This window comes from Flavobacterium sp. W22_SRS_FP1 (assembly GCF_052113685.1).
Lineage (GTDB): Bacteria > Bacteroidota > Bacteroidia > Flavobacteriales > Flavobacteriaceae > Flavobacterium.
Genome location: NZ_JBGQOE010000004.1, coordinates 73,950 through 88,710 on the forward strand (window position 1 = coordinate 73,950; position 14,761 = coordinate 88,710).

Below are 14,761 nucleotides of genomic sequence, written 5' to 3' on the forward strand. Positions count from 1 at the left end.
CCGAAGCGGGATTAAACTTTATTTTAATTATTATCTACACGTCTAATTCTATAATACATAACGATAGTGAAAATAGCTAAAGTTGCACCGAAAACATTTGCCGCAACGTCTAGAATATCTTCCCTTCTAGTTGTCGTATATAAACCTTGCAAAACTTCTATTGCGATTCCAAAAAAAACTGAGAGCGTGAATGCAATCATTAATGGCACAAAAATTCTTTTATTCTGCGAATGACTTATTAAAAATAAAAACCAGAGTGATGTAAAAACATAATGAAAAAAAGCATGAACATACTTATCAAGATTCACAATGTTGATTACCGGAAGACTATTGGACTGAACTAAACTTAGAGTAAAAACGATTCCTGTCCATAATAACGCCGCCCAAAAAAATAATTGTTTAAGCACCAATCAATTCTTTATACGCTTCACTTGAAAGTAACGAATCATAATCTGAAACATCTGAAACTTTAATTTTTATCATCCAACCAGCTCCATAAGGATCTGTATTTACCGCTTCTGGAGTGTTTTCTAAAGCATTATTAAATTCTATAATTTCTCCTGATAAAGGAAGAAACAAATCAGAAACCGTTTTTACAGCCTCAACCGTACCAAAAACCTCATCTTTTTCTAGCGTTTGGTCTAAAGTTTCCACTTCAACGTAAACAATATCTCCCAATTCTTTTTGAGCAAAATGAGTAATTCCTACTGTCGCGATTTCATCTTCTAATCTAACCCACTCGTGATCTTTAGTGTACTTTAAATTTGTTGGTATATTCATAATAAATACTAATTGATAATTGATAATTGAATTATTGTTCGGCAAATGTAACAATCTTCTATTCAAATATAGTTTGAATTCTGAAGTTTAATTCCCAAAATTATAACGAAGCGTAAATCCGGAGCGAATGTTAGTTAAAGGGAATGAAGTTGATATTACTGCTTTAGAAAATGAATGGTCATAATAAAATATAGCCGTAAGGTTTTTACTGAAAGAATAATCCGCTGTTATTTTCAAAGACCAAATATTTTGTCCTCCAGCCAACTGATTGTTGTCGTAATCTAAATACCGGACTACTGTCTGATTGTTACGATAGGAAAAATCGGCTTTCATGTTGATATCTCCTTTAATTATGCCTGTAGGATTGTCTGCCAATTTTGAAGAAAAGATGACATCCTTAAAGCGATATCCAAGTCCTACAACATATTCAATTCCTTTTACCTCTGTCAATAAATTATTATCAAAGCTCATGGATAACGCCCTGTCTTTTTTGATCTCAGTAAGCACTTTTAACGAACTTTTCAATTCAAAATCCATTCTGATTAGCGGACTAAATTGTTCCACCAAATTGACATTAGACATAATGGTTTTATTAAAAAAGTCCCCACTAGCGTCAACCCCATTAGGAGTTTTATCATAATCAAAATTAGATCGATATTGATTGACTGTGTAAGAAGCCCTATAGTTATGTTGTAAAGAGAACCTTTTGAAATTTCTTTTGAACAAATCATATCGCATTAATCCACTATACTTCACTGCCCAGTTAGGAATTGGCAAGCTTCTGAAAATCCCAAGTGAAACACCAGACACATCACTACCTGAATAAGCCGCCAAAAAGGCCGGCAATAGCACTGCCTGATTATTTTTGCTATATCCCAGTGGATAGCCATCTTCATCTAGGTTTGCGGGATTATTGACATCAATTCCACGTTCTGACGCCAATCTTGTAGCCACTAAAAGCCTATTAGACCTGAAGTCATCAAATGCTTGAGAAGCACTTTCGTCACTAGTTGAGAAAGCAGTCTTAATTAAAACAGTCGATATTGAAAATAGGCCATATGTATAAGGGGAACGCGAGTTATATTGACCATCAGAGACATCATACTGTTCCGAAAAATTCTTAGAATAGTTGCGATCTGCGGTCAAATCAATTTTCAAATCAGGGAATAAATCTATATTTGCAGTCCCTTTCAGCATCCTATTGGTCACTTGAGAGAAATTTTGGTTGAAGTCCTGGTAATTAGTCAACCAACCGTTTTTGGCCGCTTCATACCTCACATCATCTTGGCTTCCAAAAATAAACCCTAAAGAAGGCCTTGAAGACCCTAAAAACCCTATACTTGGAGTATATCCTGGTAAAACGGTACCACTATTCTCCGTATAGTTAATTTGAACATTTTTTACGCTGGTTAATACACCTAAAAACCCATCAACGAACTCATTATTTTTGTCCTTTGGCCTGGTAGCTGTATTTACTACTTTTTCACCGGGCTTTGGAGCTGCTGCCCTACGGTTAACAGGCGGCTTCTTCCCTTTTGGTGATATACCCAAATACTTGTATAACATATCCATGTTAAAACTTGAGTTCAAACTATTAGAACGTGCATTCTGAACAGTGTTTCCTAAGTTATAATCAATACCTTCAATCACTATTTGTGATAAAGCATTTGAAGCACGTTGCCAGCTATAATCACCTGTATAAGAGTAATTTGCTTTTATAAAACTGAATATTGGAATTTTGTTAATTGGAATATCATAATTCACAACCAATTGTTGCATGTGTTGGTTAGGGTCTCCGATATCCCAGTAGCTGTCCCATATCGTGAAACTATCAATCGGCTCGTTATCTTCATTCAAATAGTTCTTAACAATATTAGTGGACGAAGCTGTGTAACTCAGTTTTAACGACTTTGTTAGATTATAATTAAAACCATACTGATAATTAAATGAAAAATTTCTTCTGTATAAAGGATCAAGCCCAATTCCCTGAACATCGACCTGCCTAAATTGCTGACGGTTGTACTGCCGGTTGATATTCGTGTTGAAAGATATATTAGAAGGCAAATAATTAAAATTAAAATCACTTAATAGCTTCCAGTAATCACTTTTTTTCATGAATTCCATTTTCTTGAACGGCTCTACCGGTTTTGATTGAAAATTGAACGCATAATCTACAGATGAACTTGCTTGCTGATCTACATAGTCTTCAATCTCAAAATCATGTCGCTCCACTTTATTGTACGATTGAGAAAAAGTAAAGTTTTCTGGATCATAAACGTGTTGCTTTTGTTCGGGACTTCTCTGCTTTCTGACGCCGATGAAATTGATACTAGTACGTTTTGTATAATCAATAGCTCTATTGGTAATATTGTCTTTCCGATCAGAATCACTAGTATTGTCTAGCAACTGTTTTAATTTGATATCCTGATTAAAAGGATCATATTCAGGAGTTATCGTTTCTTCGCCAATAGCGTAATTAAAAGGCAAATTAATACCCCATTTCGCAGGTAACATTTTTCCTAGATTTAGATTGGTTACAATGCTATATTGTTGAATATCTTCACGACTTCTTTCGTTTGGGCCCTGCTCTAAAGCTCCGAAACCAATTGTGCTTTTCTTTCCTGTCGCTGAAATAGTAGCGAAATCAGCAAGATTCGAATCTACGTTCAAAACGGCTGCCATTCCACCTTGATTATCCATGTCGGCTAAACGAAGTTCATTAAACCAGACCTCACCTTTGATGTCCTGACGACTTTCGTTACTTTTTACACCAACCATCAATGTTCTAACCATTCCGAAATTAGGATTACCTTTGATTCCTAACCTTAATCTATTGGGCTTATTTGCCAATGCAGGGTTAAGTTCATCTTCATTTTGATAATAAATCCCGTCCAAAGGCAAAGTACTCAAATCGACACTCATGGCTTGAATTTTTAACTGAGTCAACAAGGCCAATGAAAGATCTATTTCGTTAGCTTCTGGCCACACTAATTCAGCACTCAAAGCAGAACAATTTGTCCCAGAACTGGATGATGGCATGGTTACTTTCAAAGGGATCTCAATTTGGTAAAAGTTTTGAGTAAAATCATTCCCAAAACGAATAAAACCGACCATTTGATCATCTCTAAGCTCAATTTCATTAGGCAAAGATTCTGCATGCAAAAACATTTTTAACTTCTTGAATTGGCGCATGTCAATACTTACATTCTTAAAAACGGCTCTTGAATCTTCTGGTTCGAGTCCATCCCCTGAAACTCTTAAAGATAAGGACTGTTCATTTTGATTAATAAGTGTATTGTTATTATACAATTGTTCCCGTTGTACCCCTGGCGGTATGATATAATTTACTGGGCATCTATCACCATTCTCCTGAACATTTACGGCCAAGACATCTAAATCTGTTTTGTCATCTGCCACATTTGTGTCGTTAAAATCGAGGCTATTAGTAAACCTTCTCCATTCTCCCCTCACTAAATCTAAAGAGCCAAAACGAACTGTCACTTCTTGGTTAAAACCAGTCATAAACATTCTCATAAAACGTATCGATCTAAAATCAGAGATGTTTCCAATGGTGTTTTCTGGTTGCGAAACGGGAATCTTAAACTGAAGCCATCTCGATTCAGTTACTTCTCCGTTAGCTAATGTTACTTGTGTATTTCTTATGTCTGTAATATAGTTTTGACCAACTGCCATGTTTGGCCGAACGTCTATACTATATTCATAATAGGCGTTGATCGTATTCATGGTATTATCCCTGTTGATGTCTTCAACATCAGGGACTGTTGACGACCCCCGATTGGGATTTGCAATGTCAACTGCCGAGTTTCCATCGACTCCATTATAGTCTTTATACCGCTCTAGAATACTACCGGAAGTGTTCAAATAATAGGTATAATCATCTCCCGCCGGATCTAAATCCGAGGCAAAATTATTATAAACCGATCCTTCATCATCGTTCGACAAACCATCTAAACCAATATCTTGATTAGTCCGATTATTCACATTAGCATCAAATGCATAAATTAAAGATTGCGAAGCAGGAACCTCACCCCATAAAGGTCTTGGATTTACAAGTATCTGATCTGGCCCGAGCCCGTTTTCATACTGTTTTCTTCCGTCTTTCAAAACATCTTCGGATATTTCCCCGAGGTTGAAATAGATTTTTCCTGTGTTGTTTTGAGGAATCTTACCTATCCCCTCGTACGGGTCTAGTACCCAAAACTGAATATACTCTACATTACTCTGCTCAAAATTTGTAGAGTTTAACGATCGTATAATACCCCCAAAGTTCTCTGCAGGGTTCACGCTAAAATTCGCATCATTATTGTAAGGCCCTCTTTCTGAGGGGTAGTAACTTAAGTCTAAAGTGTTTATTACTTGTGATTGCCCTTGCGCAATATCCGTTAAAGGGTATAGTTCTTCACTATATATTCGTCTGGTACTATTGAAGGATAAATCATTATTTGTAATTCCCGCAGGTTTTTGGGTGTAAAAAACAGGGTCAATAGAGTACCAGGCTAGTTTAGCCCTTTTAAAACCATAACTCAAATCATTGGCAACGGCATTAAAATCATAAGTGCTACGAACATTTCTTTCTGGTGTTGAAGAAAGACTCCAAGCAAAGGCTGAACGTAGATCAATCGTAGTTTGCGAGCCTTCGAAATCATCTACATATATAGTTGATTCTCCCTCAAACTGATCTGCTTTTGGCGAATCTGGTTTTAAAAATGCAATTTCTCCTCTTACAGACAGATTTGAAGGCACATCGGTATCTAAGTTCGGAAGTTTATTTACCAATCGAGTCAAAAAAGGAACTTCTGTAGAAAAATTAGTGTTGAATCCAAAAATAGTATTGTTAACCGATTCTTGACCAAAACTTGATTTCTGCGTGAATGGTCTTTCGTTCATTTTCAAAAATGTACCCCCAACTAAAAAATTATCTGAAATTTTGTGCTCCACGTTTACTCCCATAAACCGTCTGGTTTGCTGACCAAAAATAGAATTGTTTTCTAATGAAACATTAATAGGGGTATTAGAAGCTTGTAGTGAAGGATCTAGTATTTGGACCCTCCCCAATTGATAGTTCACGCTATAATCAACTCCTTCAACTAAGATTCTCCCTCCGGCTGTAACGACAACTGATCCTCTTGGCACATTAAAAGCCCCAATAGGGATGCCATCATCTCCCGATGATTTATACCGACCCCTTAATGAAAATTTATTTTTGTCACTATCCTGCAATGCCCCAGATTGTGTATTGCGGTACATATTTCTAAAAACATACTTCTGCTGATTTGGATTATAAGAACCTTGATCATCATAATTTTCACTGCTCCCAGTATTTGAGAGCTTCGAAAACAACAATTCACCGAACGGCTCCTTGGTAGTGAATATTACACGACCATTTTGAGAGTCAATAGTTATGCCTTGCATAAAGTCGAAAAAACCATCTCCTCCAGTTTGAGGGTCATTATTGTAATTCAGTTTGTCTAAATTAAATACCTTAAGCAGGGTCGTTTCTGCGACTCTATTTCCTAGAGTTGCGTTAGCTGGAAAAGGGCTTCCTGGAACTTCAGTAATATAATTTAAAGGAGAAGGATCTGAGTAAAGAATATTAAACCTAAAATCCTCTTGTTTCAATTGGTAAGCGCCAGGGATCTGATAAATGTTTTTCATCATCAAATTCCAAACTGGGTTTTTGACGTTCGTCAAATTGCTCTTCAACATTTTCAAAATTAAACTTTGGGTTATGATTGCTCGAGAAGCATCTGTTCCCGTTACGACTGTCGCATCTACCCCATCACTTCCAAACTCTCCAACTTGATACACTTGATCTCCAATTGTGTATTGATATGCTACCCCCAGAACCTCATCGTTAGCTAACCGCTGTTGCAATGAAATATATCCTAATTGAGCATTATATGTATATTCATTCTGGTTTAACTTTCTTGCGTTTTCTAATTTAGAATAATCTTGACCTTCGCTAACAGTAACATTAAAGCCTGAACTTGAAGTTACTATTTCACGAATTTCATTTTTAAGCAAACCGTCAATATTACCTATTAACGCAGGATCATATCTATTGTTTGAATTATCCGTTGGGGAGTTTATTGCAGTTCTAAAAAAATCATTAGGACGAGGATCTAAAACGACTATTCCACTAGTAATAATTTGTTCGCCATTCGAATCAGTTAATTGTCCTTCACCTAAATCTTGAAGTGCAATAATGTTTCTTAAATTATTAGAATTAGTATTAACACGGGTTTGCTTATTCGTAACCCAAATTTCCAATCTTGTAATTTGAACTCGACTGTCTATAAAAGGGTAGTTTTTTAGCGATACATCATATTTATTTCTAAAATATTGGGAAAGGAAAAAATGTCTGTCATTGTCATAATCTAAAGCGAACATTTCAAAATCTTCAATTTTTCCACCGCCTTGGGCAACTACACTTTTAGTTTGGGATTTTTGCTCTGAAAAAACTCCAGTAACTGTCGTCTTCCCAAATTGTAATTGGGTTTTTACGCCAAATAAACTTTGTGCACCTCTAATTAATGAGCTGTTCAAAGGCATGCTAACATTTCCCACTTCGATTTTCTGAATGATATCATCTTCCGAAGGTGTAAACTCTAGTTTCATTAAGTTTTGAAAAGCAAAAGTAGACTGCGTATCATAATTGGCATTTACATTCAGTCTTGTTCCTACTTTTCCCATTAAGCTCATGCTTATTCTTTGATTAAAATCAAAAGATAAGTTAGACCTATTTCTAGGAGAAAAAGAAGGGTTGTCTTGTTTTGTGTATCGAAGACCCAAGTCCATTTCCACAGAACCGGTAGGTTTAACATCTATGGTATTACTGCCGAAAATAGATTCAAAAAGACTAGAGTTTATATAGTATTTGGGCAGCAAATCTTTTTTTGCATCCTCACTTCCTTCTTTTTTTCCATCAATGGCATCCGTTTTCTTTTTGAAATAATCTCTCATGGATTCTTTCAAAACTAAACTTTCGTACTCTTTTGGGGTTAATATTATAGGGTAATTAATAGAAAACCCATCAACTGAATTCGTATAGATATACCTATCCGTAACGGGATCATAAGTGTAGGCCGAAATGATACTTTGAGGGTCTTTTATTTTGAGTTTTCCTATAGAAAAACCTGTTTTTAGTGTATCCTGAGCTTCTTCAGTCACCTGGGCATGCGACACAAAACCCCAAAATAAAACCAGCAAAAAAATACAAATTTTACGCATACAATTCGTGCTTTTGAGTTCTTTTATAAGTTTTTTAAAGCTTTCTTAATAATTGTTTCAACAGAGGCTTCTGGGTCCTCCTTTACGATCTTTTCGATAACCTTTTCTGAAGCTTTCCTAACAAAACCTAAAACCTCCAAAGCGGATAACGCTTCATCTCTATTTGTATTGCTTTGCGACATCGAAACTTCATCTAAATCGTACAGTTTAAGCACTTTTTCTTTCAAATCAAGGATTACTCTTTGTGCCGTTTTACTCCCAATTCCTTTTATGGATTGTATGGTGACTACATCCCCCGATGCAATCGCATTTGTAATTTGTTTCGGATCTAAAGACGACAACATTGTTCTAGCTATACTTGCTCCAATACCTGAAACTGACAATAACAATTTAAAAATCTCCCTTTCCGATTTCTCCATAAACCCAAACAGCGTGTGCGCATCTTCTTTTATTTGAAGATGGGTAAACAGCTTAATAAAATCAGCATTAGGAAGTAATGAATAGGTGTGTAAAGAGATATTTACTTGATACCCCACACCGCCACAATCAATAATAACTTGTGTTGGCGTTTTTTCAACTAGTTTCCCCTGTAAATGTTCTATCATATATTAATTGTATATATCTAGTTTTGTACAATTAAAAAAGTCCTTTGGGTACGCAAATAACTTTTTTATTAATACTATTTATTTATTTTTTTCTTTTGTTTTTCTTGTGCATCAATAACAGCGATAGTAGCCATATTTACCATTTCTTCTACACTTGCACCTAACTGGAATATATGAACAGGTTTTCCCATTCCCAACATAATTGGCCCAATCGAGTCTACCTTATTTAATTCCTTTAATAGCTTGTAGGTAATATTTGCTGAATCAAGATTCGGGAAAATTAAAGTATTCACTTTTTTACCTGCCAATTTAGAGAACGGAAACTTTTCCTTCAACATCTCTTGGTTTAAAGCAAAGTCAGCTTGAACCTCTCCGTCAATAATCATATCTGGATGATGTTCATGCAAATAAGAAACTGCTTCTCTCACTTTAGTGGCATTTTCATCCGTGGAAGACCCAAAATTAGAAAATGACACCATCGCTATCACTGGCTCCACACCAAACATCCTAGCTGTTTTGGCAGTCATAATAGCGATCTTAGCTAATTCAAGAGCTGTTGGGTTTATGTTTATGGCCGTATCAGATAAAAACATTGGTCCTCGTGCCGTCATCATCATATTTGTCGTTGCAATTATGGAAGCGCCTGGAGCTTTACTTATAAGCTGTAACATAGGCTTCACGACAGACGAATAACTTCTGGTATACCCCGTAACTAATCCATCGGCTTCTCCTTCATTAACCATCATTGCGGCAAAATAATTTCTTTCTCGCATTAATTTTTGCGCATCTAACAAAGATATTCCTCGTCTCTTTCTGGCCTCCCAATAGGTATTTGCAAATCGATTTCTTCTTGCATCCTCTTCATCGATTTTGGTGTCAATAATTGGAACTTCAGTCTCAAAGCCCAACTCTTTTTTCAATTCCAAAATAATTTCCATATTACCAAGTAAAATAGGCAAACAAATACCTTCTTCGAGCACAATTTGGGCTGCCTTAAGAACATCTAGATGATCCGCTTCTGCAAAAATGATTCTTTTCGGGTCTATTTTTGCTCTATTGGTAATCAGGCGAACCATCTTATTATCGTTACCTAATCGGTCATAAAGTTCTTCTTCATATTTATTCCAATCCGTAATGGGATTTAATGCCACCCCGGAATCCATTGCCGCTTTTGCTACTGCAGGCGCAACGACAGTGATTAATCTTGGATCGAATGGAGAAGGTATTATATAGTCGCGTCCGAAGATAAGTTTGGTAGCACCATAAGCAATATTTACTTGTTCAGGAACATGTTCCTTAGCTAGAGCAGCAAGCGCTCTAACTGCGGCCATTTTCATAGCTTCATTAATTTTAGTTGCACGAACGTCTAATGCGCCACGAAATATATATGGAAACCCCAGAACATTATTCACCTGGTTAGGATAATCTGATCTTCCCGTGGCCATAATAATATCTGTTCGAGTAGCTATAGCTAAGTGGTAATCAATTTCCGGAACTGGATTAGCCATCGCAAAAACAATAGGGTTGTCAGCCATTGTAAGTAGCATTTCAGCAGAAAGAACATTCCCAGCAGAAAGGCCTAAAAAAACATCAGCATTTTTTATGGCTTCAGCCAATGTGGTCTGTTTTTTTCCAAGAGCGTATTTTTGCTGTATTAGAGATAAGTCAGTTCTGTCTTCTGAAAGAACTCCATCTTTATCAAACATTGTTACGTTCGCTGGGGTAACTCCTAGTAAAGTATATAAATTGGCGCAGGCCATTGCGGCAGATCCGGCCCCTGAAATAATCACTTTAGCATTTTGAATTTCTTTTTCGGCTAATTCAAGAGCATTTAACAAAGCTGCTGACGAAATAATCGCGGTCCCATGTTGATCATCATGCATCACGGGTATGTCTAATTCCTCAACTAATCTTCTCTCAATTTCAAAAGATTCCGGAGCTTTGATATCCTCTAGGTTAATCCCTCCAAATGTTGGAGCGATAGCTTTTACCGTATCTATAAATTTGTCTATATCTTTGAGATCTATTTCTATATCAAAAACATCAATATCTGCGAATATTTTAAACAACAGCGCTTTTCCTTCCATAACTGGTTTTGAAGCTTCCGGACCTATATCTCCTAGACCCAAAACTGCTGTACCATTCGTTATAACAGCTACTAAATTCCCTTTGGCAGTATATTTATAAACATTATTAACATCTTTTGCAATTTCCAAACAAGGCTCAGCTACACCTGGAGTGTATGCTAATGACAAGTCTCTTTGTGTCGCATACTTTTTAGTCGGAACAACTTGTATTTTTCCTGGAGTTGGTTTTGCGTGATACAATAACGCTTCTCTTCTCTTGCTACTCTTATTCATTTATTTAGTTTTTGTCTAGCTCACAAAGATATAAGACTTGGTTTATAAAGTATACTTTTATACTATTCTTTTATAAAAAACTCGTTTTACGGAAAAAAAATAGCTGCACTAATTGGCAGCTATTTATACTTATAAATTTATTTTTTAATTATGCATTGCTCCCGCTAATGTATGATTCTAAATGTTTTATGGTATCTTTTTGAATCTCAATAATAGCTATAACAACATCTCCTATCGAAATAATACCCATAACTATATTATTTTCCACAACCGGTAAATGCCTGACCCTTTTAGTTGTCATTAATTCCATGCAATACTCTAACTTATCAGTCGGTTTGACCGTGATAATGTTAGTAGTCATAATTTCATGCACTAAGGTTTTTTTGGAAGACTTGTCTTTTAAAACAATTTTTCTTGCATAATCTCTCTCAGACAAAACCCCTTTTAACACTGAATCTTCAATTACCAAGACTGCACCAATGTTTTTTTCACCCATTACTTTTATGGCATCATATACTGTAATAGTTGAAACTATTGAATACACTTCATTCCCTTTTGAGCTTAATATTTGATTTACAGTCATCTTTAAAAAATTAAGTTGAGGCTAAAGTTAAAAAAAATCTAATACAAATCTCGAATTTCACTTAAAAAATAATGGTTAAAACAAATCTCCCGGGACAGTCAACTTATTTAGCTCTAGCTTTAAATTATCATTCAAAATCTGTAATCCATATTGGTAGGATGCATTTACCCAACCAAACCCCTCTTTGGAAATGTAGTCAAATTCAGTCCCAACATTCCCGTACTCAGCAAAAACTTTATGCGAGCTTGTTTCCAAATCAAATTTTTCAGGTATCGTTCCATTGTACTCAAAGGCATTTTTTGTAATCAACCAAAGCCATCTATAGACCATTTCTTGTGCTTTTTCAAAAAACCCATAATTATTTAAGCCTTCCCAAAGTAGAATTTGATGCGGAGCCCACCCAAAAGGATAATCCCACTGTCTTTGCGGTGCATCCTCAGGAAAATTATCATTGCTCGCCTTTGTACTTCCCGTAATTCCACCTGTTTTAATAAATTGAGGCAGCGCTACTTCCATTAGTTTTTTTGCTTGATGCTCGCTGCACATTCCAGCCCATAAAGGAAAGAATGTAGTCGCAGCTTCAAATGGAAATTGTTTCTTATTTACAAAATCGTAATCAAAATACATACTTGACTCTTCATTCCAACATAATTCATTCATCTTTTCCCTTCTGAAATTTGCTTTCTGAATCCACTCTTCCGAGGTGTGCAGCAAATCATCCATCTGAAAAGCGTTATTAAAATATTCCTTAATTAAATAAGCAATGTCCTTTTCATATTTATACAGAAAGCTATTTATATCTACGGAATTCAAATTTGCGCAGGTATTTATCAATCTGTTTGTTGTATCATGTCCGCTTTCGCGTAAACTCCTGTCATGAACAAAGTATTCATCAAGTTCTGCGTCAACTAAAGTTCTATTCAGATATCGCTTTTCGAATTCTCTTATAGGTAGATTATATTTTAATGCGTATGGCTCTAAAACATCATCAAAATGTCCTGGCTCTACCTCAAATGGCATTCCAACACCATCCGACTTGTAGCGGTTTAGACCCGTAACAGTTAATCGTTTTCCTTGTACCATCCAAACCGTATTGTATTCCACAATAACCGTTTCCACGTGACTTTTCAACCATTTTAAGTCGGGAACTTCCTGTTTTACAATTTCGATTAATAACGAGGAATACAGTGGCGGTTGCGTTCGAGTCAAATAATAGCTTCGATTGGCATTTAATATTTTTCCGTAATGAACGATTTGATATTTAAAGTTTTCAGCTATGGCCTTTGCTTTGTCTAACTGTTTATCGATGATCAGACCAATACCAATAAAATAACTATCCCAACCATACATTTCGTTAAACCTTCCTCCTGGAACTACAAAAGGAACACCTTGTAAACTGTATAGTTTTTGCTCCAGCGCTAAAGCTAAAATACCCGGTTTGGCATTCAAAGTTTCTATATATTCGTCAGATAAGTCTTCCGGTAAAACGCCCACTTTAAAGTTTTTTAATTCATTTTCCAAATCTTGAAAATATTTCACGCCCTGCTTATCTTTTGCAGAAACGTAAAGCGTTGGAATCTCATTTGAAGTTTTTTCATCTTCAAGAATTTGTAATAAGCCTTTCTTATCTATAGTTCTAGTGAGCTCATTCCAATAATCTTCTCTAATTTTTCTTGAAATTCGCTCAACTGGCTCTTCTTGAATGCGATTCAAATCAATCTCACAAAACTCCTTTTTATCATCCTTTAACAACGCTAACTCCTGAAGCAAATTGGCCAAGTGATAGGTTCCCTCGATTACACTCTCGGCTTTAGTTTTTTCATCAACCAAAATAAATCTTTTAGGTCCGAGATCATCCTTTGTGATTTTCTTGTCTTGATCTGTATCTTCTTGAAATAAAAGTTCGTGAAACACTTTATTTATATTTACTAAAATTTTCATGATTTAGAGGTGAGTTTTTTTAATATAAAGAAAGAAACAAGTAGTAAGGACATCGGTATTAAAGTATAATAAAACGCGTTTTCTGGCCCTTCATTTTTAAACAGGTATCCGATAACTCTGGAGCCCACTGTACCACCTAGAGCAGAAAAAACAACAATAAGACCCGTCATCGAGCTATGTAATTTTTGAGGCAAGGCACTTAAGACAACTGAATTTAAAAGAGGATATATTGGAGCTATAAACAATCCAACTAACGGAAACGCAAATCCTATTAAAGGAATATCACTAAGCGAATTAATTTCCTTAACCTCTAAACCTACCGTTTTGGGCAGTACAAAAATAACAAGTAACATTGCCATAACGATACAAAAGCTGAGAACCCAAATCCAGTTTATTGTTCTAGTGATTACACCGGCAACAAGCCTTCCGACAGCTAATGAAACTGCCAAAATACTAGCCATCATGATGCTAATGTTCTCTGGCAAGTGCAGCACCTTATCATTAAATGTGGGCAACCAAGTCATAATTCCTTGTTCTATCATAACAAATAGAAAAGCGCTGATCACAAAAACAATGGTCAGCAGTTTTGCAAATAGCTTGAACATTTGTTTGAAATCATCAGCTAAATCTACTCCAGGAATTTCGGTTTGATTTTCAAACTTGGTAAAAAATAAAAAACCAAATGACAATAACGAAATTCCAGCCAAAAGCCAATATACATTTAACCATGCATCAGGATCTGTATCCGAATTAAAGGCTGGAAATAAAAAGTAAGCCAGAGCGATACCGATCATAAATACACCTTCGATACTACTCATCAAACTGTTATGTTCTTTTTGGTTTTCTGTTACGGTTCCAATCAGAGAATAAACCGAAACTTTTATCAATGCAAACGATACTCCAACAGTAGCAAAAAGTAATTTCGCCGTATCAAATGAATTTCCAAAATACATACTGATACAAGCAAGTGACACTAAGGCCAATCCAATAAGCATCGCCCGTTTATAGCCTATTCTTGGCAAAAACGAAGCGATCAGAAAAGAGACAATCGCGATTGGCAAATCCTTGAATGCTTCCAAAACACTAGCTTGTAATTCATCAACCCCGTAATTCTTTTGAGCTTTTAGTATTACAATCCCAACGCTATTGAGTAGGATTGCAAAAACAAAATAATTCAGATACATTGCTAATTTGACCGTGTTTTTCTTCATTACTTGCATGTATTTAGTTTTAATAATTTA

The 14,761-nt window shown here is 35.8% G+C and carries 8 protein-coding genes; all 8 read right to left on the reverse strand.

What is annotated here, in order from left to right:
- Positions 1-23: 23 nt before the first annotated feature.
- Positions 24-407: a VanZ family protein gene (locus tag ACEN2H_RS03860; RefSeq protein WP_441730576.1), complete on the reverse strand. Its 384-nt coding sequence runs from the start codon at positions 405-407 to the stop codon at positions 24-26.
- Complete coding sequence (gene gcvH, locus ACEN2H_RS03865; RefSeq protein ID WP_441730578.1) at positions 400-780, reverse strand: glycine cleavage system protein GcvH; 381 nt, start codon at positions 778-780, stop codon at positions 400-402. The genes ACEN2H_RS03860 and gcvH overlap by 8 nt, the downstream gene beginning before the upstream one ends.
- Positions 781-867: 87 nt before the next feature.
- Positions 868-8,031, reverse strand: a complete 7,164-nt coding sequence (gene sprA / locus ACEN2H_RS03870; protein ID WP_441730580.1) for a cell surface protein SprA — start codon at positions 8,029-8,031, stop codon at positions 868-870.
- A 23-nt stretch (positions 8,032-8,054) separates the two neighbouring features.
- Complete coding sequence (gene ruvA, locus ACEN2H_RS03875) at positions 8,055-8,636, reverse strand: Holliday junction branch migration protein RuvA (protein WP_441730582.1); 582 nt, start codon at positions 8,634-8,636, stop codon at positions 8,055-8,057.
- A gap of 74 nt (positions 8,637-8,710) precedes the next feature.
- Positions 8,711-10,996: an NADP-dependent malic enzyme gene (locus ACEN2H_RS03880; RefSeq protein WP_441730584.1), complete on the reverse strand. Its 2,286-nt coding sequence runs from the start codon at positions 10,994-10,996 to the stop codon at positions 8,711-8,713.
- A 148-nt stretch (positions 10,997-11,144) separates the two neighbouring features.
- Positions 11,145-11,579, reverse strand: coding sequence for a CBS domain-containing protein (locus ACEN2H_RS03885; protein WP_441730586.1), 435 nt, complete (start codon positions 11,577-11,579; stop codon positions 11,145-11,147).
- Positions 11,580-11,654: 75 nt separating this feature from the next.
- On the reverse strand, positions 11,655-13,520 hold the full coding sequence (locus ACEN2H_RS03890; protein ID WP_441730588.1) for a trehalase family glycosidase: 1,866 nt from the start codon (positions 13,518-13,520) through the stop codon (positions 11,655-11,657).
- Complete coding sequence (locus ACEN2H_RS03895) at positions 13,517-14,731, reverse strand: MFS transporter (protein WP_441730590.1); 1,215 nt, start codon at positions 14,729-14,731, stop codon at positions 13,517-13,519. The genes ACEN2H_RS03890 and ACEN2H_RS03895 overlap by 4 nt, the downstream gene beginning before the upstream one ends.
- Between the last annotated feature and the right edge of the window lie 30 nt (positions 14,732-14,761).

Excerpts from the sequence above, each read along its gene's own strand:
- gcvH (WP_441730578.1), bottom strand. The coding sequence starts at position 780 with ATGAATATACCAACAAATTTAAAGTACACTAAAGATCACGAGTGGGTT.
- sprA (WP_441730580.1), bottom strand. The coding sequence starts at position 8,031 with ATGCGTAAAATTTGTATTTTTTTGCTGGTTTTATTTTGGGGTTTTGTG.
- ruvA (WP_441730582.1), bottom strand. The coding sequence starts at position 8,636 with ATGATAGAACATTTACAGGGGAAACTAGTTGAAAAAACGCCAACACAA.
- ACEN2H_RS03880 (WP_441730584.1), bottom strand. The coding sequence starts at position 10,996 with ATGAATAAGAGTAGCAAGAGAAGAGAAGCGTTATTGTATCACGCAAAA.
- ACEN2H_RS03885 (WP_441730586.1), bottom strand. The coding sequence starts at position 11,579 with ATGACTGTAAATCAAATATTAAGCTCAAAAGGGAATGAAGTGTATTCA.
- ACEN2H_RS03890 (WP_441730588.1), bottom strand. The coding sequence starts at position 13,520 with ATGAAAATTTTAGTAAATATAAATAAAGTGTTTCACGAACTTTTATTT.
- ACEN2H_RS03895 (WP_441730590.1), bottom strand. The coding sequence starts at position 14,731 with ATGAAGAAAAACACGGTCAAATTAGCAATGTATCTGAATTATTTTGTT.